Source organism: Pseudomonas sp. NPDC089741 (assembly GCF_044748825.1).
In the GTDB taxonomy this organism is placed as follows: domain Bacteria; phylum Pseudomonadota; class Gammaproteobacteria; order Pseudomonadales; family Pseudomonadaceae; genus Aquipseudomonas; species Aquipseudomonas helmanticensis.
This window is the reverse complement of the sequence record NZ_JBIVGT010000008.1, coordinates 47,380-68,877: the sequence shown is the minus strand read 5'-3', so window position 1 is coordinate 68,877 and position 21,498 is coordinate 47,380. Positions and strand designations below refer to the sequence as shown.

The window sequence follows — 21,498 nt, the reverse complement described above, 5'->3', positions numbered from 1 at the left end:
AAAACCTTAACCGAAGGCGCTTTGCTGATGGGGATGTGATGCTAACCTATGAGTTAATGCCAGATGGATCAGATTATGAAAATGAACGATGACGTCCCTTTTTTTGAAGACATAGCACCTGTTGATCAGCAAGAAGACGAAAACGACCTAGATCAGAATATTGATTATAGAAACGCAGTAGTGATGAATGCCGATTGGACAATAGGAACTATTTATCAACAAATCTCTCGAAAAAATATAATTCTCAACCCAACTTTCCAGCGTCGCGAGGCATGGGACGACATACGTAAAAGTCGGCTCATCGAATCTATCATTGTCGGCGTCCCCATCCCCAATATCGTCCTCGCAGAAGCAAAGGAAAACCGCGGTCATTTCCTGGTAATCGATGGAAAGCAACGATTGGTCGCCGTTATGGAATTTATGTCCGGAGAGCTGACATTGCGCGGACTCGATCTTCGGCAAGATCTTAACGGGGTAAAATTCGAAACACTACCATTCCAAGATAGAGACTACTTTGAGAACAGTACCATTCGAGCGACAATTGTTAGAAATTGGCAAGACGAAAACTTCCTTTATGCTATGTTTTATCGACTAAATAGTGGAAGTTTACAGCTGTCGCCTCAAGAATTAAGAAAAGCGCTCGTAGGAGGAAAACTGCTGGACGCAATTGATGAATATATATTCGGCAGTGATGCCTTCAAAAAGATTTTTGGCGACAAGCTTGATAAGCGAATGCGCGACTCAGAACTGGTCTTGCGATTCATCGCCTTTGACTCATTTCTTGAAACTTACGATGGAAATCTGAAGCGTTTTCTCGACCATGTTACTAACCACTACGAATCGAACTGGGACATGTTGTCCCAGGAGCTCGCGCAAAAGCTTTCTCGGCTCGATCTTGCGTTGCGGACCGCACATACAATTTTTGGAAAGTACGCATTCAAGAAATATAGCGAAAGAGGATACGAACGGCGTATTAATCGTGCCATTTTCGACTCAATCGCTAGAAGCTTTGCTGAAGATCACGTAGCCCAATGGGCTGTCGATCACTCTGAAGATGTTATAGGTCTGTTCGAGCAAGTTTGCCTTAAGCCGGAATTTAGAGAGGCTGTTGAGAAAACAACCAAGACTCGCGAGGCCACCTTTACCCGTATGAATCTATGGGGCAGAAGCTTAGCAGAGGCAATGGGAAGCAAATACGAGGAAGGCAACGCAAGGATTCGCTAAATGCCAGTCAGTGTTTATTTTCAGGACTTGGCGCAGAACTGCGCTTCTCTTGAAGCAAAATTTATAACTCAGCAACTGCAGCATGAGATTACGGACTTTTCGTCTTTTACCGCCGACACAGAGTATTTAGCTGCGTTCCGCTTTCTGGTCCACGCAGAAATTGAGGACTATTTAGAGCGTAAAGCAAGGAATCATTTAGACATTCTTAAGACTCAAGTAAAAATTAACCCTCGACCGAATATCTCCTCTGTTCCTTGGGCTTATCGACTATGCTCCTTTTTCGATATAACCCTACCCAAAGAGTATCAATTTAAAGAAGCGAGCTTTTTTGGAAAAGTTGACGAGGCTATAACCAGAGCGGAAGAGGCCTTAAGCAAAAATAATGGCATTAAAGGTGAAAGTTTTAAGCTCTCTGCGTTCATATTGGGTTATGAGCTGGATGAATTAGACCAAGGCTTAATAATCATGCTCAATGCCTTTGGCGAGGCAAGAGGAAATATCGCCCACCGGGGACTCCCCAGGGTTCGCCAAACGATTAACTTACCATCTGTAGAGAAAGGCGATGTAGACAATATAATTGCAGGCTTAAAAAACTTCTTTCATGAGAACTAGCTCTATGCTGCCCGGCATTCGGAAAAATCAGGCTTTTATGTCTACTCTTTCGACCTTGGATAGAACGTCTGTTAACGGCTGAAAGCACTGTCAACTATTGGTCATTCTCTTCAGGCCGTTACTACAGCGTGTACTGGTCAAGTCGAATGCAAAGGGTGGCCGGCAGGACTTCATCAACCTTGGCGGACGAACACATCTACCAATGACCATCAGACAGGAATGTCATGGATGAACAGGCAGTGCAAACTCTCGGAGCACAGTATCGCCCATGACCGAGGGGAGGCTTTCACTCACCGCCTGGTTCTGGGCTGTATCCGTGATCTCCAGCGCATACAGGACTGCCTGTTGTCGGGAGATGATTCACCTCTGCGCAGCATCTGGGAAGAGATTTGCGTCCAGCAGCAAGGGAAGTTGTCGTTTTTCTGGCGGGCTTACCAAGAAACGGTTCCTTTCCATTGGTTTGCTGGAAACCCTTTTGAAGGGGCCGTCCAACGCCGCGAGCCGAAAGCCCAGTTCGTACTGATCTCGGTGTACAGGTCAACGGCCAAGCAAAACGGTTGGAAAATCGTCCCCCGCCACCCTTTGGCTGGCGACTCTATTCAGTTACTCGATTACGAACAGGGATTTGAAGCTATCGAGTGGGACGTGATGAATAGTCGCGAATACCAAGACCCACACTGCAAGAGCATCTGCATGGCGGAGTGTCTCGCGCCCGGAATTGTTAAACCCACCGAGTTTTTCAAAATCTTCACGCCGAACGAAGAAGTCGATGCGCTTTGCGTGGCAAAGATGCAGGCGGCCGGTGTTAAGGTGCTCACGGGCGTGAACCAGAGAATGTTTTATCAATGAACTACACCAACCTGAATCCAGAGAAGGCTCTGATTTGGCGTATCGTCCATCGCGATAACCTGCCCTGGATTCTGGATAACGGTCTGCATTGCGCGAACTCGGAAGTACAGGCACCTCAGTACGTGAACATCGGCAACGTCGACTTGATCGACAAACGCCGTTCACGCCAGGTGCCTATCGCACCCGAAGGCGTTCTGGCCGACTACGTGCCCTTCTACTTCACGCCCTTCTCGGTAATGATGCAGAACATTCATTCAGGCTGGAGCGTTCAGCAACGCACCAACGACGAGATCGTCATTCTCGTCTCCAGCCTTTATCGCGTTGTAGAGCTGGGCCTACCGTTTGTCTTCACAAACGCACATGCTTACCCAAATTGGACAGACTATTACAGCGATCTGGCGGATCTCAACCAGATCGACTGGTCTATCCTTCAACGACGCGACTTCAAGCGCGATCCTGATGATCCTCGCAAAATGGAGCGTTATCAGGCTGAGGCGCTGATTCACCATCACTTACCGATTACGGGACTACTGGGCATCATGTGCCACAACGATGCAATGAAAGTACGCATAGAAGCAGACGTTGAAGCTAGAGGCCTGACGTTGCCGGTCCATGCGCGCCCCAAATGGTATTTCCAATGATCAGATTTACCCAAGGCAACCTTCTGGAAGCCAAGACCGAAGCCCTCGTTAACACGGTGAACACCGTGGGTGTGATGGGAAAAGGCATCGCTTTGATGTTCAAAGAACGCTTTGCGCAGAATTACCGACTGTATGCAGCCGCGTGCAAGGCTGGTGAAGTGGAAACCGGCAAGATGCATGTGACGGCCACCGATGAACTCGATGGCCCGCGCTGGATCGTGAATTTCCCTACCAAGCGTCATTGGCGCTCTCCGTCGCAAATGGCGTGGATAATCGAGGGACTGCATGATCTGCGTCGCTTCTTGATAGAAAACGATGTGAAGTCCGTCGCCGTCCCGCCGCTAGGTGCAGGTAATGGTGGGTTGAAGTGGCCTGAAGTGCGTGAGCAAATCGTTGAGGTGCTGGACGATCTGGATGTGGATGTATTGGTGTTCGAACCCTCCAATCAGTACCTGAATGTCGCTAAACGCAACGGAGTTGAGCAACTCACTCCGGCACGGGCGCTGATTGCAGAACTGGTTCGACGCTATTGGGTTCTGGGCATGGAATGCAGCCTGCTCGAGATTCAGAAACTGGCCTGGTTTCTTGAGCGCGCAATCGTGAAACTTCCTAATACTGAGAACCCGCTGGATCTCAAATTCGTTGCTGGTAAATTCGGCCCGTACGCCAATCGATTAGAACATCTGCTCAACAACCTGGACGGCAGCTATCTACATTGCGACAAGCGCATCAGTGATGCCGGAATCACCGATGTAATTTGGTTTGATCAAGATCGCAAAGCCTTCTTGCAGACCTACCTCAAGACTGAAGCCAAGGAATACTCCCAAGCTTTAGAGCGCACGGCTGAATTGATTGATGGCTTTGAATCACCTTTTGGCATGGAGCTGCTCGCGACTGTCGACTGGTTGCTGATTCATGATGGTGTTGCGCCAACCCTTCCAGCTTTACGCGAAGCGCTGATGAATTGGGAGGGTGGCTCCAGTGCTGCGGCGCGGAAAAACAAACTATTTGACGATCAAGCTCTGGGGATTGCAATCGAACGCCTGACTTCCAGCAGCTTCAGTCCAAACATGGCGGCCTGACGCTAGAGCGAAACAGGGCAATTGCTGTTTCACAATTGCTCTGCTGCCCATTGCATGGTTTAGACAATCCTCAAGTCCACGCGCCAACACTTGCCAAACCCAACCCCCACAGTGCTAAATCCCGCCTCATAACCACCCCTCTGTTTTTACCCGCATCCCCGACCCCGGCCGGATTCCGGTATTGAGCCACACGGGAATCCATGGAATGGCCCTGCATATCCCGACCCTGCTGGTCGTTTCCGTCTTCGTCTTCTTTTTGATGGGACTGTTGACGCTGCACGCCTGGTATCGCGAAACCCGCGAGCCGCCGCTGGCCTACCTTGGCAGCATGATGCTGTTGGGCGCGCTGGGCGTGGTGCTGGTGAGTTGGCGGGATCGCGGGGTGGATTTCGTTCCGATCATCTTCGGCAACATTGTTCTGTTGCTCAGCGCCGCGATGAACTGGACGGCCATGCGCACGCTGATGGGTCGCAAACCTTACCTGCCGGGCATTTTGGCGGGTTCTGTGGTCTGGCTGCTGTTGTGCCTGATGCCCGCCTTTTACGACTCGATGGCGAATCGAGTGCTGATCTACTCTCTGCTGGCATTCGGGTATGGCGTGCTGACGACATTGGAACTCTGGCGCAACCGTCACAGCCTAGAGATTGCGTTCATGCCGGCGTTGGTGCTGACTGTTTTGCACACCATTTTTTATGCGGTGCGCAGCGCGACCGATGACGGGCTGCCGGTGACCAAAGCCTTGCTGGGCAGTGGCGAAGGCGTGCCGTTTTTCTCGTTCATGCTGTTCGAGTCGATGTTGTATGTCATCGGCATTGCTTACATCACCTTGGCGATGGTCAAGGAACGCGCCGAACTCAAGCTCAAGGCCGCGGCGTTCAGCGATCCGTTGACCGGCATAGGCAATCGTCGCGCGTTCATGCAGCACGCCAGTCACTTGCTGGACGGCTGTCAGCAGCGGGCCGAACCGGCGGCGTTGCTCCTTTGCGATCTGGATCACTTCAAGCGTTTGAACGACACCTACGGCCATCCTGTCGGCGATCAAGCGTTGATCGCGTTCAGCGAAGTCCTGATGAAAAGCGTGCGCAAAGAGGATGTGTTCGGCCGCATCGGTGGCGAGGAGTTTGCCTGTCTGCTCTGCGCATGCGATGAGCCGACTGCACTGGAGATTGCCGAGCGAATCCGTCTCTCCTTCGCCCGGCTCTCCATCCTGGAACCGGGGCTGCTCAGCGTCAGTATCGGCGTGGTCACCACCCGCGAATCCGGTTACGACCTGTCGCGCCTGCTGTCGGAGGCGGATCAGGCGCTGTACGGCGCCAAGCATCAGGGGCGCAACCGTGTTCAGACGTTGCGCTCGTTGTATCTGGGTCTGGCGTAAAAACCCTTTTAACTAGCTGTCCAACGCAGCTGGCCGGGCTTTAAATCCGAGAAACGCTCCACAAGGAAGTTAGCAATTGATCCCCCACACTCCGAGTTCACGACTGAAATCCGTTGCCGCAACAACCCTGTACCTTTGCTTGACCGGATGTGTCGGGGTAGGCATCTCCCTGCCAGAAAAAGTCACACTGAAAACCGACGCTTACAGAGCGCAAAGCTACCGCTCAATCACCCCACAAATCACCCGAACAGCAACATCGGCACCCACCCGCGAATGGTGCGGAATCACTGTCTGGGCGCTGGTGATTCCGGTGCCGTTGAAGCTACCGGTTTGCCACTCGTACTCCGAGCAATCCTTCGGCAGTGACGAGTTCGGGGAGGAGACTGTTTTGCTTAACACCCGACAATCAGTGCCATCCCCGCTCTACGCCTGTGGCCCACTGATGGTGCTGGGGCCGATCGTTCACGGTTACGAAGGTAATGCGCTGTGCGGTGTTTTTCCTGACTGATCCGTTGATTCACGGATAACTGAACGACTTCACCAGCGTCAGCTCCCCCACCGCGCGCATCGGCACGAGGAAAGTCTCCATCTTCTCGCTCGGCGTGCCTTCCTCGGTAATCACCGTCACCTGCGCGGTGGTCAGCGGTTGCACCGCTTCATCGACGCCGTCCTCGTCGCCGCGATAGCCGCCGCCGTAGTAATTCACGTACACCAGATACTGGCCCTTGATCGGCGCTGGCATGGCGAAGATTTCCGGGCCGTAGCCGGTGGTGACGTCGACGTCGAGCGCGGCACCGTTAGGCGCGACGCGGTTGCCGTACCAGATGTGTGCGCCGTCGGGGGTGACGAGGTGTAGATCGAGGTCGGTGCCGTCGCTGTCCCATGACAGCAGCACGCGCAGTTTCGCCGGGGTGGCGCCGCCGCTGGTGTTGAGGAATTGCGTGCGATGGCGTTGCTGGCCGTCGGGGCTGCGCACTTCGACGCTGTTGCTGCCGTTGGGGAAGGAGAACGGACGATCGAAGTGGCCGCTGTCATCGATTTTCAGCGGCATGCTGACGCCGTTGACGATCAATCGCCCGGGCTCATTGCTCTTCGGTGTGGCTTTGATCTGGCCGCTGATGCGTGCGGTGTTGGCCTGGCCGACCGGGGTGTTGACCGAGGAGGCCGGGTAGTTGACGGTCTGGCGAAAGCTTTCGCCCTCGCCTTCCGGTGCGCCACTGCGCCAGCCGCCGACCGGGGTGTCGAGTTTGACGCTGTCGGCAGCCATCGCCGGCGCTAGCGCGGTCAATGTGCAGAGCAGCAGCAAGACCTGTGGATAACGAAGTGTCATGGTCTATTCCAGCAAAAGGTGACGGGCGAGCCCTTCGATGTAGGTTTCATCCTGGCCGTTGGGGTGTGCTTCAAAGGCCAGGTGCAGATATTCGTGGGTCAGGTCGAGGCGATCCTGCTGGCTCAGTACGCCGCGCACGTAGATGCGTTGGCGTTCGCGGTCGACGAAGGGCCGGCCGAAGGCGAGTTTGCACACGGCGAATGTGCTGACTTCGTTGTAGCCGGTTTCGCTTTCCAGCTTCGGGCGCCAGCCGCGACGTTGTTTTTGCAGCCAGTCTTGCGCGGCGGGCAGCGCTTCGCAGGAAGCCACCGGGTTGTCCCAACGGCTGAGGCTGGCGCGCGGATAAGCGTGCAGCAGAATCGCGTCGTAGCGCTGACCGGCATTGGCTTGCTCGACGGCTTGTTGCCAGGCGAGTTTGTCCGGGCCGGGTTGATCGGAGTGATAGGTGACGGTGCTGCCGGCCAACACCAGGTCTGCCGTCCATGCGGCGATGTCGCGAGATGCGGCGGAGGCCGGGCGCGGTGCGACGCGTTGCCGAGTGCTGCTGTCGTCGATGCTCAGGCAATCGCCGTTGCGCGTGGCGTTTTGCAGCAGATACGTGCGGATCGCTACGGCGAGGGCTTTGGCCGCTTCGGCGGGTTCAGGTCTGGCTTCGCGCTCCAGCACTCGGGCGACGTACTCTTCGCGATCCAGCCTTGCGACGAGTTTGTCGTTGAGCAGAAACAGTTCGCCGTCGCTGTGGATATCCAGCGCATTACCGTTGGCGAATTCGACGCGGTAGTCGCCCTGCAACGGGCCGGAAGTTGCCACCCGCTCGCCAGTCAAAACCCGCGTAACCGGATAGCGCGAGAACAACCCGACTTCAACACAACGCCCCGCTTCCGCCGGCCATGCCGCTGGCAATACAGTCGCCAGTGCCTGACCGTAATGGCGCAAAACCATCTGACTGGTGCCACGCCCGCCTGCCCAGACCGGCGAGCCATCCGCCGTCCAACCGGCAAATCCACCCTGCCGCGATTGCGCATCCTGATCGCCGAGCCAACTCCAGGTTTTCACCCGCAGACGCCCGCCCAGTTCACCGACAACATTGCCGTCAGCCGCGTTCAGCACCACATCGAGCAGCACTCGACGCGCCTGATCCTGCGCCGGCAAAGTGGCCAAGACTTTCAGCAACTCGACCACGGAGACGCGTTGCGCCGGTTGCACCGAAGGCAAATCCAGCAGCCACAACGGCGCCTGTCGCGCCTGCCAATACGTTCGCCAATCCGCCGCCGCAATGCCCAACCGCGCGGGTTCGAAATACAAACCGCAGGATTTCACCAGCGCCTGATCACGCTCGATCCTGCCGCCCGCCGCGCAGCAATAAACCTCTTCCTTCGATTGCCCGCGACATTCATACGCCGGTTCCCGCGCGCCGGTATCCATCAGCCATGCGTAAACGAACAACTTCCACAGGCTGCCCAGCGGCGTATCCAGCGAAGACGGTAACGGTTCACGGGCGATCAGTTGTGTCTGATTCAGCGACAACAACTCGCCCTTATAGGCCACGCGCAACGGCTCATCCTGCGCCGTCGCCAGCGCAGGAATCACACACATCAGCAGCCACAGCAGCGGCCGGCTCATGTCAGTTGACCGTGACCTGACCAAGGGCGGCTTTCGCTTCCTGGGCCTGATGCTGCGGCGCGTACACCTGGGTGAAGCGCACCGGCGGCAAGTTGAACTGGCCTTTCTGCGAGAAGCGCACCAGATGGCGCAAGCGCAACTCGCCGCTCAACGCATCGACCGGCACCGCGTAAGCCAGTTGACCCGGTTCGAAACGCGCCTTCTCCAGCGCGGTCGGCTCGGTGCCATCCTTGCCCTGCAACTTGATGCCCCACGTTGTGCGCTCGACATCGGCGCCCGGTGGCAGCGGCACTTCAAGCATGCCGTAGCGCAGCGGTTTCGGCGCTTTGCTGGTGAGGATCACTTCGTCCAGATACAGGCTGTCGCTGGACAGCGGTTTGCTCCCGACCGGCTCCAGTTTGAACGTGAATGCTTCATCGCCCGGCACCAGTCGCGACAGGCGACGGGTGATGGTCACGGCCATCGGATCGACCGGTGGTTGCTGAGTCTGGAAGCTCAGCGCCGCACGCAGCGGACGTTCTTGCGTGCCCGACACGGTCAGCACACTCGGCACTGGCGTGACGCCTTGCCAGGTCCAGTACATCTCGCCGCTGGCACCGTAGTTTTTCTTCCAGCCTTCACCCGGCGTCAGGGCGATGGTCGGCGAAGCCTGGGCGATGCTGCGTTGCAGCCAGGTCAGCGCCAGCGCACGTTCCAAGGTCGATTGTTGCGGCAGCAGGCGTTGCAGCAATGCTTGCGCACGTGCCTGATCGAACGGTTGCAGCGACAGGTTCAGCGCTTCGGCAAACGGCTGCGAACTGACCGACAGACGCTGTTGCGCAGCAGTCACCTGACGATTGAACGCTTCCGGCAAGGCCACTTTCGACTGCGTGGCCAACGAAGCGGTCAGCACCCGCGCCGCTGCCAGACCGAGCGCCGAATCCGGATCGCTCATTACCAGACTGTCCTGACCATCGTCCATCAGTGTCTCGGCGTTGCCTTCACCAGCCTTGGCCAGATCGTCCATCAAACCACTGAGCAGCGTGTTCACCGGCAGATGCATCTGCTTGGCGAACGACAGAATCAACGCCCGTTGCAGCAACGGTGTGTTCGGCGCTTGCTTGGCGTAAACCTCCAGCACGCGCTGCCAGTGCTCCGGCGGCAAGCTCAGCTCCAGCACCTGGCTGGCATTGAAGTCGGCGTAATAGGCGTAAGCCGTGAGGAACGCATCCGGCTCACCGTCGTAACCCCACCAGGTGAAGCTCGCCGATGGCCCGGCCATTTGCACCAGACGCAAACGGCTGTTCTGCATGATCAGGCGCAAGCGATCGCGGATCTGCGGGTTCGACGCCAGCGATGGATAAGCAATGCTCAACGGCAACAGACGGCTGGCCGTCTGCTCGACGCCGCCGAATGGATAACTGAGCAGATCATCGAGGGCCGAACGGAACAACGCTTGCGGACTGTCATCCAGGCGCAGGCGAATATCCGTGGCATCTGCCGGCAGACTCAGCGCGATATCGCCGCTGGCGACATCGAGGTTTTGCGTCTGCGTCACTTGCCAACCATCACCGGTCGCACTCAGGCGCACGGCGAGGGAGTCGGCGGTTTTACCGTCCTGTACCAGTTCGGCCGTCCACTCGCCAGAAGCCAAGGCGAATGCCGGCAGCGGCAGGTAATTGATGCCGTTGTTCAGGGTCACCGGCAGTCGCTGCTCGGCGCCAGCGTAGTGGGTGACCAGTTCAGCTTTCACCGGTTTCTCGGCCTGACTGAAGGCGAACACACCGAGTTGCGGCTGATCGCCTTTGCGGAATTTGCTTGGGCCGCTCCACTTCAGGTACAGCGGTTTTTCCGAACGCACGAACTGCTTCTTCTGCCCGACCTGACCGTCATCGGCGATGGCGCGGGCGGTGATGCGCCAGCGGGTCAGCGAGTCCGGCATCTTGAAGGTGAAGCGGGTTTTGCCGTCGGCACCGGTCAACAACTCCGGCTGCCACGCGGCGGTGTCGACGTCTTCACGACGCGGACGCTCCAGCACTTTTACCCCACGTTCGCTGCGGTTGGCTTTGCCCGGTGCGCCGGGGCTGCCCGGCAACGCGACGTCGTAACTGATGAACGACAGACTGGCGCTGGTGCGCACGTTGTTACGGCGCGGGTGATAGAAGAACTGGTCGATGGTCGGCGCCACTTCCGGTTGCAGCGCATAGACCATTTCGTCGACGACGCTGACGGTCAGGTGCGCCGGGACTGCTTTGCCGGCGAACTGCGTGGTCAGGTCAACCGTGACCGTGTCGCCCGGCAGATACACCGCTTTGTCAGTGCTGATTGCTACGTCGATTTGCGGCGCGACAACCTTGATCCCGGCGTTCTGGAAGCTGTACTGCCCGCCCTTGGTGTACAGCACCGAGAAGGTCAGGTTCGGTGCGAAGTTGTCTTTCACCGGGATGCGCACGCGGTATTGAGTGTCGCTGAGTTTTTCCAGTTTCAGCCAGTCGCCGCCTTTGGCCAGCAGCGCGGTGGCTTCGACCTTGTCGCGCTCCAGCGACAGCAGAGCATCACTGACCGGTTCCGGGAAAGTGATCAGCGCCAGCGCTTCATCGCCGGCCTTGTACTCAGGCTTGTCGAGGATGATTTCCACGGTGCCCGGCACCGCTTTCACACCGTCGCCAGTGACCGAGTGCCCGGTGGCGCCAAGGACGCGACCGTGCTGGTCTTTCAAGGTCAGGTTGTAAGTGCCCGGACGTTCGAAAGCGAGACTGAAGCCCTTATCCGTCGCTGCGAGTTTGCCTTCGCCGGTGCTCTGGTCTTCCAGGCGCACCCAGCCATACGTGCTCGGCGTCACCGCTTTGCTTTGCTCGGTGCCGCCCTCGTTGGCGTAGCTGAACGCAACCTTGTCGCCGACCGCACTGAAGCGTTGCGGCGCGCTCAAGCGGAAGCTTGCGGCGCCACGGTCGATGAGGATTTCCTTGGTGGTCTTGACCCGATACGCCGCGCCATCGCTGGCAAACACGGTGAGCATGTAACGGCTCGGTTTGTCGGCGGCCGGCAGATCGAGGGTCGCGTTGCCTTTGCTGTCGGTGGTCAGTTCGGTGCTGGTCAGCTCCACCGGAAATTGCCCGAGGTATTGCAGTTCATTGTCGACCATCGACAATTGCTGGGCGCGCAAACTCAGGGTCAGCTTGGCGTTGGCCACCGGTTTGCCGTCCGGGTAGAGCAACAGCAGACTGCCCTTCACCGGCTCGCCGGTGCGGTAATCCTGTTTGGCCAGATTCAGCGAAATCTCGAAGTGCGGCTTGATGTATTCCGCCACGCGGAAAGCGCTGCTGTAGGCCTGATCCTTATAGTTGAAACGAATCTCGTAACCGCCCGCCACCGCGTTGTCCGGCAACTGGAAGCGGCCCTGAGTGCCGGCCTTCGAATCCAGTTTCAGATCAAGGTGTTGCAACTCGGTACCCGTCGCATCCAGCACGCTGACGTTAACGTCCGCCGCCCCCGGCAACACTGAATCCCGCGCATTCTTGAACTCGCGGCCAACGATTTTCAGCGACACCCAATCACCCGGGCGATACAGCGGCCGGTCGGTGAAGGCATACAGTTTGGTGTCGTAGATTTCGCTGTCGTAGTAGAAATTTTCCGAGACGAACACGCCGCCCTCTTCGTCCTCGCCGATCACAAACGAACGTTCAGGGCTGACGTGTTTCAGCCGCAGCAAACCGTCGGCATCAGTCGCGCCGCTGCTCATCACGCCGAGACCATCGGTCCACAGCACATTGACCTTCGGCACCGAACTGCCTTCGTGTTTGCGCGCAGCCCAGACCAGCAATTCATCGCCGGCAATCTTGCTCACCGCGACTGTGTTGGAGACGAACACCATGGTGGTCGCGCGGTACTTGCCGATCAGCGCTTCGACCAGATACAGACCCGGTTTCAGATTGCCCAGCGGAATGTAAACGTTGCCCGGCGCGACGCTGACGAAGTCGCTGGAAGAACCGGCCAGATTGACCCCGGCCGGAGGCTCAATCGGCTTGGCCTGCCACAACGGATAACGGAACTGGCTGACCACCGGCAGACCCGGAATCAGCGCAAATTGCGGCTGCGCGTCGTACGGTGTCGGTGCGGCGATGGCGTTGCCCATCTTCAGTTCCGGCACTTCCTCGGTGACTTGTTTGCGCGACTCATAAGAGAACGCGCGCTGCATCACCCGACGGGATTTGCGGTACCAGTTGTCCCACAGGTACGCGAGGGTGTTGGACAGACCTTCGCCCTTGAACTGGCCGTCGCTGACCACGCGGTGCAGGTTCTTCTGGCGCTTGAGGAAATCCAGCGGCTTGTCGATGCGGTACACACGAATGTCGGCGCCGCCATACGGTTCCATACGGAAACGACGGTAATCACGGCCCGGCGCTTCGAGGCGCACCATTGCCTGTTCGTCGCTGGCGAAACTGCTGTCGGCCAGGAGGAAAAAGCTTTCACCAGACACCGGCGTATAGCCGCTCGGCTCGACCGAATCTTCGGCGCTGACGGTGGCCATTGGCAGCAACAGCGCCAGCAGCAAAGGAATTCGGGAACAGAGTCGCAACATGCGGGCACCGGTCATTGGGAGAGAAAGTTCAGTCGATAGACGCCGATGAAGTTGGGGTTGGCTGCGTCGGGTATCCATCGGGTGTCCTTCCATGTCATGAGTTGCTGCAGGCTTGCCGAACGCATGCCGTTGTCAGTCGGGGTGGTGGTGCCGGTGTGATAGGCGATGTAGCGGCCCATCCAGATCATCAGGTGCTGGTCGTCGCCCTGATCGAAAAACATCAAATCACCGGGTCGCGCCTGCGACACGTCGCGGCTGACCAGATGGCTGTTGAACTGAATCAGTTTGATCGCATTGACGTACGGCCCGACCTTGCCGCCGCCCTGCTGCCATTGCTGGGCGAGCTTGCGTTGGTCATCGCTGAGCGACAATTCCGGCGGCAAATAGCGGTTGGACAGACCATTGCTGCGCAGCCATTTGTCGTCGTGGACTTTCAATGCTTCGTTGGCGGCAAAGCGCACCAGCCCGGCACAATCCTGCTGATACCAGCGCGGGCTCGGACCCTGGCTCAGTTGCTCCTGGGCGATGCGCACGAACCAGGCGCGAAACACCTGGGATTGCGCCGGATCCAGTGCAGGTGCTTCAACGGCGCGGGCGCCCGCGCTGAGTAACAGCGCGAGCAGGCCGAGGCTGCGGATCAGTGCGGTCACAGCGCTTTCCATTCCAGCGGCAGCCATTGCCAGTGGCCGTCGGGCTCGCTGCCTTCAGGCAGGGTCAGCGCATATTTGCCGTAGCCGCCGAGGGTGCGCAGTTTCGGGATCAGGTAGGTTTGCGCGGCGTTGTAGAACACCGGTTCCATGTCCTGCGGCAGGCTGTCGAGGGTTTCCTGCTGCATCAACTGCGCCATCGAATCCGGGCCGAAGTAGATTGGCATCAGCACATCTTTGGGCAGCACGTCGGCCATTGGCGGGAAGCGCTTGTCGAGGGTGCCGAGGGCTTTGTCGACGAGTTTGTCGTCGAGGGAAAACAGCAGCGTCGAGCCATGACGGGCCAGGCTGACTTTCATGAACGCCTTGCCGGAAATGGCATCCGGGTTCTCCGCAGTCTTCGCCGCATACGGGCCGAAGTTGGAGCTGACCTGACGCTGCCAGACGTGGTTCTGGCCTTCTTGTTTCTCGACCACCGGGAAGACGTTTTCGTCGACATTGGCTTCGAACGCTCCGACCATCGAGCCGAACAATTTACCGAGGTCGCCGTCGAGTTTGCTGCTGTCCTCATCTTTAAGGCTGGCCACCAATAGCGGCGTGTACAAACGCGAATCGGCGTACCAGCACAGGCCCGCCGCGCCGGCCACGTGTTCGGTGAGGGTTTGCGCCACGGCTTCTTCGGCGCCGAGTTTCACCAGCAATGGCTTTTGCGGCTCGGCAGCCACGGGCAGGGTTACGCAAGCACTGGCGCCGAGCGGCATGGCTTGCCAGACCGGTTTGAAGTCGAAGTCGGGTTGGTTTTCCAGTTCGTCCATGGCGAGATAGCTGTGCCAGCCCTTGTCGTCCATGTCAAAACGCAGCCCGGCGAAGTTCGGGATGAAGCGCTGATAACCCATGGCGAGGACGCTGGAATTCACCGACAGACGCTGTTTGGTTTCCGGAGTTTTCGCCGGCAGACCGAACGCCTCAGGGAAGAGTTTTTCGCCATTGAGCAACGCCGCCAGCGCTTGTGGTGAAACGTGGCCCGACTCTTCGGAGACGCCACTTTCCGGGTCGTAATACTTGGCCGGATTGGACAACACCACCAGTTTGTCGCCATGAGAGGCGAACAACAGGGCTTTGCTGGCGTTGTAGGTCAGTTGGTACAGCGGCACGCTATCGCCGCCGACCTTGAGTTCGCCCATCTGACTGAGCTGCGTGTCATCCAGCGCAACCTTCGCCAATGGCTCAAGCAATTTGGCCAACCCGCCGCGATCCATCACCAACAGAAAATCCTTCAAGCGACCGTCAGCCCCGCGCCACAGTGCGACATCGGCCGGTTGGTCGAAAAGCTGTTCGATCAGGCTGTCCTGCAGTTTCAGGTCATGCTCGTAGATGATCCGGCGCAGGCTGCCGATCAAGCCGAGACGATCGGCATGGGTCTCGTAATAGAAGACGAAATCTTCGGTAAGCGTGGCTTTGAGGAACGGCACCGTCAGCAGATCCTTGGGCAACTGGCTCAAGGAGCGGGTTTCCAGCAAGGCATCCGGTCGGCTCAAGCCAAGCTTGTCACTGGCCAGTTCCGCCGGCGGCGCTTTGGGCTTGTGCAAAAACCAGCCAAGACCGCCCGCCACCCCGGCCACCAGGCACAGCCCGACCAGCAGCAACGGCCATTTGCGGGAAGGTGGAGTCGCTGGCGTTTCGGCAGCTGGAGTCACAGTGTTATCACTCATCGTTAACAAAACCCGATTTCATCCGTGGCGGGATGCTTAATAGTTGAAAGTCTTGACCAGCAGCAGATCACCGATCGCCCGCAGGGGCACGATGAACGTTTCGCGTTGTTCGTTGACGGTGTTTTCGTTGAGCACCAGCGTGATTTGCGAGGTGATCACCTCGTTCTGGTTGCTGGTCTCCTCGAAGTTATAGCCGCCGTTGCCGAAGTTGCCCCAATAGTTGACGTAAACCAGATAGGTGCCATGCAGCGGCGCGGTCATGGTGAACATTTCCGGGCCGGGGCCATCGACACCATCCGGGTCGAGACCACCGCCATTGCTCAGCGCCGGCTGCGCCCAAAAGGCATGCTGACCGTCGGGCGTGACAATGTGCAGATCGAGTTCGGCCTTCGGATCGTCCCATCCCAAGACAAGACGAATCCGCGCCGGCGTGCGCAAGTTATTTGCTTCATAAAATTGCACGCGTTTCAGCGACTGGCCTTCGGCGCTGATCACCTCGACACTGTTGGAGCCAGCGCCGAACGCATACGGCCGGGCAAAACGGCCTTGGTCGTCGGTGTACAGATTCAGTGGATTGCCATTCACGGCGAGGCTGTGCGGCGGGCGCATATGGCCGATGGCTTTGAGCTGGCCCTGGATCATCGTGCGATTGCGCTGGATGCCGCGATCGATCAGCGGCGTCGGGTAGGCGACTTGCGGGTTTTCCGTGCGATCGAGCAAGCCGTGATAGCGCCAGCCACCCACCGGCTCCGCCAGTTCGGCACTCGGCGCGGCCAGCAGCGCGGGCGCGCAGGCCAACCCGATCAGCAGCAAAAGAAATGAACGCATGTGATGCCTCCTGCCATGCCTGAACGAAACCTTGCACCCGATCCTCGGTACTTCACAGCGGTGAAACTGCGTTTCGTCTGAAAGACCCGTGACTATAGGGTCGTAGAAGGCGCGAAGATTAGCGATTCGGTGGTTTTTTAACAATCGGATACATGTGCTTTTGCGGTGGGAATCCAGCCAACCCGGTGGACGGTGAGCCGAATAGGCGTCATATTCGGCTCACAAAATGAGCCGAATAGCTTTTCTATTCGGCTCACGGACTCACGGCAGGTATAAATGGCAGCTCACTGGATCTGGCAACAGCCCGACTGGCCCGACTTCAACTGGCAGGCAGAACGCCTGGCACCGTTGTTGCGCGAGTGTGTACAGGCACAAGGTCAGTTGATGGGTATGGCCGGTTCAGTAGGCGATTCTTTGGGGGCTCAGACCGAACTGGATGCCCTTTTGCAGAATATCGTGACGTCTTCGGCCATCGAAGGTGAGCAACTGAATGTTGGCTCCGTACGGTCGTCCTTGGCGCGACGTTTGGGCCTGGAGTTGATCGACGGCGATAAAGTCAGTCAACGCAGTGAAGGTCTGGCGCAGCTCATGCTTGATGCCACCCGTCGATTTGCCGAACCGTTGACGCTGGAACGCCTGCTGGAATGGCACCAATGGCTGTTTCCCGATCAAGAAGCCGGCCTTACTGCGCGCTCAATGCATGTGGGTGCGCTGCGCGGTGATGAGCCAATGCAGGTGGTATCGGGTCGCATTGATCGTCCAACGGTTCATTTCGAGGCGCCACCTCGCCAAGGTCTTGAGCAGCAGCTCGACCCATTTCTCCAATGGTTCGAGGCCAGCCAGCATCAGACAGCACTGGACCCGATGCTACGCGCGGGCATCGCCCATTTCTGGTTTGTCACTTTGCATCCGTTTGACGATGGCAACGGTCGCCTGACCCGCACCATCACTGATCTGGCGCTGGCACAGGGCGAAGCGCAAGCCATCCGTTTCTACGCCATGTCGGCGAGCATTCTGGATGATCGGTCCGGCTACTATCGGATTCTGGAATCGAGTCAAAAAGCCACACTGGATATCACAGAGTGGCTCACATGGTTTTTGCAAACGTTGCTACGTAGTCTGCAAGAAGCCATCACCCGGATTGAAAGCGTGCTGGGCAAGACGCGTTTCTGGCAGGCACACCGCGAGTCTGAACTTTCGGCGGAACAGGTCAAAGTGCTTAACCGCCTGCTCGACGGCGGCGAGCGGGGCTTTGAGCACGGCATCAGTGCCGGGCAATATCAAGCAGTGGCGAAAGTGTCGAAGGCCACAGCGACCCGCCACCTCGCGGAGTTGCTGGAGAAAGGCTGCCTGCAACGCTTACCGGGAGGTGGTCGGAGCACGCGCTATCAAATTCGTTATCCGGATTAGCACTGACAATGCCCACCTGTGGCGAGGGGATTTATCCCCGTTGGGCTGCGCAGCAGCCCCAAAAGCTACGAGCACCTATTTCCAGGTCTACCGAGTCAGCATTGATTACGACTGCTGCGCAGCCGAACGGGGATAAATCCCCTCGCCACATTGGATCTTTGTTTTCACATTGGATCTTTGTTTTCACATTGGATCTTTGTTTTCACATGGGATTTGTTCTCTCAAGGGATCTTTGTATTCAGCCCAGATCTTTGCTCTGCACAAGGGATCTTTTCATTCATAGGGGATCTTTATCCTGCACAAAGGATCATTTGTTCTGGCGCGCATCGCCCTGCTCATTTGCCCACAACCCCCCTATCTGCTAGTGTCGCGCCGGTTTAACGTCAACCGGAAATCGCCGCCATGGCCCGCAAAAAAGCTGCACTGGATTTCGAACAGTCCCTCGCCGACCTGCAAACATTGGTCGAGCGTCTGGAGAACGGTGAATTGTCGCTGGAAGACTCGCTGACCGCTTTCGAGCAGGGCATCGGTCTGACCCGTGACTGCCAGGCAGCGCTGGCGCAAGCCGAGCAGAAGGTGCAAGTGCTGCTGGAGCGCGATGGCGAACTCGCCGAGGAACCCTTCGACGCGGAACAGCCAGAATGATTGCGGCGTATACGGCGAGCAGCCAGACCCGGGTCAACGCAGCGCTGGAAACCCTGTTCAATGCGCCGCTGCCGGAGCTGGCGCGGCTTTACGAAGCCATGCGCTACAGCGTGATGAACGGCGGCAAACGCGTGCGACCGCTGCTGGCCTACGCGGCGTGCGAAGCGCTCGGTGGCAAGGCTGAGCAAGCCAACGGCGCCGCCTGCGCAGTCGAGTTGATCCACGCTTATTCGCTGGTGCACGACGATTTGCCGGCGATGGACGACGACGATCTGCGCCGCGGCCAGCCGACCACCCACAAAAAATTCGACGAAGCTTGCGCGATTCTTGCCGGCGACGGGTTGCAGAGTCTGGCGTTCAGCGCCCTGCTCGATCCGCGCCTGAGCGATTGCAGCAGCGACATCCGCCTGCAAATGGTCACCGCGCTGGCTCACGCCGCAGGCCCGGCGGGCATGGTCGGCGGTCAGGCCATCGACCTCGGTTCGGTCGGCCTCAAGCTCGATCAACGAGCCCTCGAACAGATGCACCGGCACAAGACCGGCGCGCTGATCGAAGTCAGCGTCAAACTCGGCGCCCTCGCTAGCGGTCGTGCCGAAAAGGATGAACTCAAGGCCCTGCAGACTTATGCACAGGCCATCGGTCTGGCCTTTCAGGTGCAGGACGACATCCTCGACGTCGAAAGCGATACCGAAACCCTCGGTAAACGCCAGGGCGCCGACATTGCCCGGGACAAGCCGACCTACCCGGCCCTGCTTGGTCTCGACGCCGCCAAAGCCTACGCGCTGGAACTGCGCGATCAGGCCCTGCATGCCCTGCGACCGTTTGACGCGGCAGCCGAGCCCTTGCGCGAGCTGGCCCGGTATATCGTCGAGCGCCGCAGCTGACGGCGAATCCGCCAAAAAAGACCAACGCGTGGGCAGGGGGCGATGCATCAGGTAAACTGCCGCATCTTCTATACCTATAACGATTCGCCTGATGCCCACGACGTTTCATGAGATTCCCCGCAAGCGCCCGACCACGCCCCTGCTCGACCGCGCGAATACGCCGGACGGCCTGCGCCGGTTAGGCGAAGCCGAGCTGGAAACCCTGGCCGATGAGTTGCGCCTGGAATTGCTCTACACGGTCGGTCAGACCGGTGGGCATTTCGGTGCCGGCCTGGGCGTGATCGAGCTGACCATCGCGCTGCATTACGTCTTCGACACGCCGGACGACCGTCTGCTGTGGGACGTCGGGCATCAGGCGTATCCGCACAAGATCCTCACCGGTCGCCGCGAGCGCATGGGCACGCTGCGCCAGAAGGACGGCATTGCCGCTTTCCCGCGTCGCGCCGAGAGCGAGTACGACACCTTTGGCGTCGGCCACTCCAGCACCTCGATCAGCGCCGCGCTGGGCATGGCCATTGCCGCCCGCCTGCAGAACAGTGATCGCAAGGCAATCGCCGTGATCGGCGACGGTGCGTTGACCGCCGGCATGGCTTTCGAGGCGCTGAACCACGCGCCGGAAGTGAACGCCAACATGCTGGTGATCCTCAACGACAACGACATGTCGATCTCGCGCAATGTCGGCGGCCTGTCCAATTATCTGGCGAAGATCCTTTCCAGCCGCACCTACGCGAGCATGCGTGAAGGCAGCAAAAAGGTCCTGTCGCGCCTGCCCGGCGCCTGGGAAATCGCCCGTCGTACCGAAGAATACGCAAAGGGCATGCTGGTTCCCGGCACGCTGTTCGAAGAGCTGGGCTGGAACTACATCGGCCCGATCGACGGCCATGACCTGCCGACCCTGATCGCGACGCTGCGCAACATGCGTGACCTCAAAGGCCCGCAGTTCCTGCACATCGTCACCAAGAAAGGCAAGGGTTTCGCCCCGGCGGAAGTCGACCCGATCGGTTACCACGCCATCACCAAACTGGAACCACTGGACGCTCCGGCCGCTGCGCCGAAGAAAGCTGGCGGGCCGAAGTATTCGGCAGTGTTTGGCGAGTGGCTGTGCGACATGGCCGCTGCTGACCCACGCTTGGTCGGGATCACCCCGGCGATGAAGGAAGGCTCGGATCTGGTCGCATTCAGCGAACGTTTCCCGCTGCGCTACTTCGACGTGGCGATCGCCGAGCAACACGCAGTGACGTTCGCTGCCGGCATGGCTTGCGAAGGCGCGAAACCAGTAGTGGCGATCTATTCGACGTTCCTGCAGCGTGGTTACGACCAACTGGTGCATGACGTCGCGGTGCAGAACCTCGACGTGCTGTTCGCTATCGACCGTGCCGGTCTGGTCGGCGAAGACGGCCCGACCCACGCTGGCAGCTTCGATCTGTCGTACCTGCGTTGCATCCCGGGCATGGTCATCATGACCCCGAGCGATGAAAACGAACTGCGCAAAATGCTCACCACCGGCCACCTCTACAACGGCCCGGCGGCAGTGCGTTATCCACGCGGCAACGGCCCGAACGCAACCATCGAGAAAGACCTGCAGCCAATCGAAATCGGCAAGGGCATCGTCCGTCGCCAAGGCAGCAAAGTCGCTCTGCTGGTGTTCGGTGTGCAACTGGCCGAAGCGCTGAAAGTCGCCGAGAAGCTCGATGCCACTGTGGTCGACATGCGTTTCGTCAAACCACTGGATGAAGCGCTGGTGCGCGAGATTGCCGGCAGCCATGAGTTGCTGGTGACCATCGAAGAGAACGCGATCATGGGCGGCGCCGGTGGCGCGGTCAGCGAGTTCCTCGCGCGCGAGAACATCCTCAAGTCGATGCTGCATCTGGGCTTGCCGGACGTCTACGTCGAGCACGCCAAGCCTGCGCAGATGCTGGCCGAGTGCGGGCTGGACGAGGCCGGGATCGAAGCATCGATTCGCGAGCGTCTGGCCGTACTCGACCGCTAAGCGTTCCCCCCTGTAGGAGCTGCCGAAGGCTGCGATCTTTTGATCCTGCTTCTCGGCGGCTCCAGACCTTCCAAAAAAGCAAAAT

17 protein-coding genes are annotated in these 21,498 nt (G+C 58.5%); 11 read left to right on the top strand and 6 right to left on the bottom strand.

From position 1 onward, the window contains the following. Positions 1-75 precede the first annotated feature (75 nt). From ACIPZE_RS11135 to ACIPZE_RS11105, 7 genes are all read left to right on the top strand, one after another. Positions 76-1,224 (top strand): DUF262 domain-containing protein, encoded by a 1,149-nt coding sequence (locus ACIPZE_RS11135; RefSeq protein WP_400772857.1) that lies wholly within the window; start codon positions 76-78, stop codon positions 1,222-1,224. Further along, the gene (locus ACIPZE_RS11130; RefSeq protein WP_400772855.1) at positions 1,225-1,836 is read left to right on the top strand and encodes a hypothetical protein; all 612 of its coding nucleotides are present in this window, start codon (positions 1,225-1,227) and stop codon (positions 1,834-1,836) included. A 228-nt stretch (positions 1,837-2,064) separates the two neighbouring features. Continuing rightward, positions 2,065-2,685 (top strand): DarT ssDNA thymidine ADP-ribosyltransferase family protein, encoded by a 621-nt coding sequence (locus tag ACIPZE_RS11125; protein WP_400772853.1) that lies wholly within the window; start codon positions 2,065-2,067, stop codon positions 2,683-2,685. Beyond that, positions 2,682-3,326: a DUF4433 domain-containing protein gene (locus ACIPZE_RS11120; protein WP_400772851.1), complete on the top strand. Its 645-nt coding sequence runs from the start codon at positions 2,682-2,684 to the stop codon at positions 3,324-3,326. Before ACIPZE_RS11125 ends, ACIPZE_RS11120 begins: the two co-directional genes overlap by 4 nt. Beyond that, positions 3,323-4,408, top strand: a complete 1,086-nt coding sequence (locus tag ACIPZE_RS11115; RefSeq protein ID WP_400772849.1) for a macro domain-containing protein — start codon at positions 3,323-3,325, stop codon at positions 4,406-4,408. Before ACIPZE_RS11120 ends, ACIPZE_RS11115 begins: the two co-directional genes overlap by 4 nt. Before the next feature lie 205 nt (positions 4,409-4,613). Then, positions 4,614-5,783, top strand: coding sequence for a GGDEF domain-containing protein (locus ACIPZE_RS11110; RefSeq protein WP_400772847.1), 1,170 nt, complete (start codon positions 4,614-4,616; stop codon positions 5,781-5,783). A 76-nt stretch (positions 5,784-5,859) separates the two neighbouring features. Further along, entirely contained in the window at positions 5,860-6,291 is a 432-nt protein-coding gene (locus ACIPZE_RS11105; RefSeq protein WP_400772845.1) for a hypothetical protein, read from the top strand. Positions 6,292-6,300: 9 nt separating this feature from the next. Here ACIPZE_RS11105 and ACIPZE_RS11100 read toward each other — a convergent pair whose 3' ends face one another. The 6 genes from ACIPZE_RS11100 to ACIPZE_RS11075 are packed head-to-tail and all read right to left on the bottom strand — an operon-like array spanning position 6,301 to position 16,484. Next, on the bottom strand, positions 6,301-7,113 hold the full coding sequence (locus tag ACIPZE_RS11100) for a YfaP family protein (protein WP_400772844.1): 813 nt from the start codon (positions 7,111-7,113) through the stop codon (positions 6,301-6,303). A gap of 3 nt (positions 7,114-7,116) precedes the next feature. Beyond that, the gene (locus ACIPZE_RS11095; protein ID WP_400772842.1) at positions 7,117-8,736 is read right to left on the bottom strand and encodes a DUF2300 domain-containing protein; all 1,620 of its coding nucleotides are present in this window, start codon (positions 8,734-8,736) and stop codon (positions 7,117-7,119) included. A 1-nt stretch (position 8,737) separates the two neighbouring features. Continuing rightward, positions 8,738-13,312 carry an alpha-2-macroglobulin family protein gene (locus ACIPZE_RS11090; RefSeq protein WP_400772840.1) on the bottom strand — a complete coding sequence of 1,525 codons (4,575 nt, stop codon included), beginning with the start codon at positions 13,310-13,312 and terminating at the stop codon, positions 8,738-8,740. Then, positions 13,309-13,959, bottom strand: a complete 651-nt coding sequence (locus ACIPZE_RS11085) for a DUF1175 domain-containing protein (RefSeq protein ID WP_129395691.1) — start codon at positions 13,957-13,959, stop codon at positions 13,309-13,311. The genes ACIPZE_RS11090 and ACIPZE_RS11085 overlap by 4 nt, the downstream gene beginning before the upstream one ends. Continuing rightward, a complete protein-coding gene (locus ACIPZE_RS11080; RefSeq protein WP_400772838.1) occupies positions 13,944-15,656 on the bottom strand; it encodes a DUF2138 domain-containing protein in 1,713 nt (570 codons plus the stop codon). The genes ACIPZE_RS11085 and ACIPZE_RS11080 overlap by 16 nt, the downstream gene beginning before the upstream one ends. A gap of 36 nt (positions 15,657-15,692) precedes the next feature. Continuing rightward, positions 15,693-16,484, bottom strand: coding sequence for a YfaP family protein (locus ACIPZE_RS11075; RefSeq protein ID WP_400772836.1), 792 nt, complete (start codon positions 16,482-16,484; stop codon positions 15,693-15,695). Between the two features lie 276 nt (positions 16,485-16,760). On the opposite strand from ACIPZE_RS11075, the gene ACIPZE_RS11070 reads away from it, so the two are divergent. From ACIPZE_RS11070 to dxs, 4 genes are all read left to right on the top strand, one after another. Next, positions 16,761-17,894, top strand: a complete 1,134-nt coding sequence (locus ACIPZE_RS11070; protein ID WP_400772834.1) for a Fic family protein — start codon at positions 16,761-16,763, stop codon at positions 17,892-17,894. 402 nt (positions 17,895-18,296) lie between these two features. Further along, a complete protein-coding gene (locus tag ACIPZE_RS11065; RefSeq protein WP_003228627.1) occupies positions 18,297-18,539 on the top strand; it encodes an exodeoxyribonuclease VII small subunit in 243 nt (80 codons plus the stop codon). Then, a complete protein-coding gene (gene ispA, locus ACIPZE_RS11060) occupies positions 18,536-19,423 on the top strand; it encodes a (2E,6E)-farnesyl diphosphate synthase (RefSeq protein ID WP_400772832.1) in 888 nt (295 codons plus the stop codon). The genes ACIPZE_RS11065 and ispA overlap by 4 nt, the downstream gene beginning before the upstream one ends. Positions 19,424-19,514: 91 nt before the next feature. Further along, positions 19,515-21,413 (top strand): 1-deoxy-D-xylulose-5-phosphate synthase, encoded by a 1,899-nt coding sequence (gene dxs / locus ACIPZE_RS11055; RefSeq protein WP_283438814.1) that lies wholly within the window; start codon positions 19,515-19,517, stop codon positions 21,411-21,413. Positions 21,414-21,498: the final 85 nt, after the last annotated feature.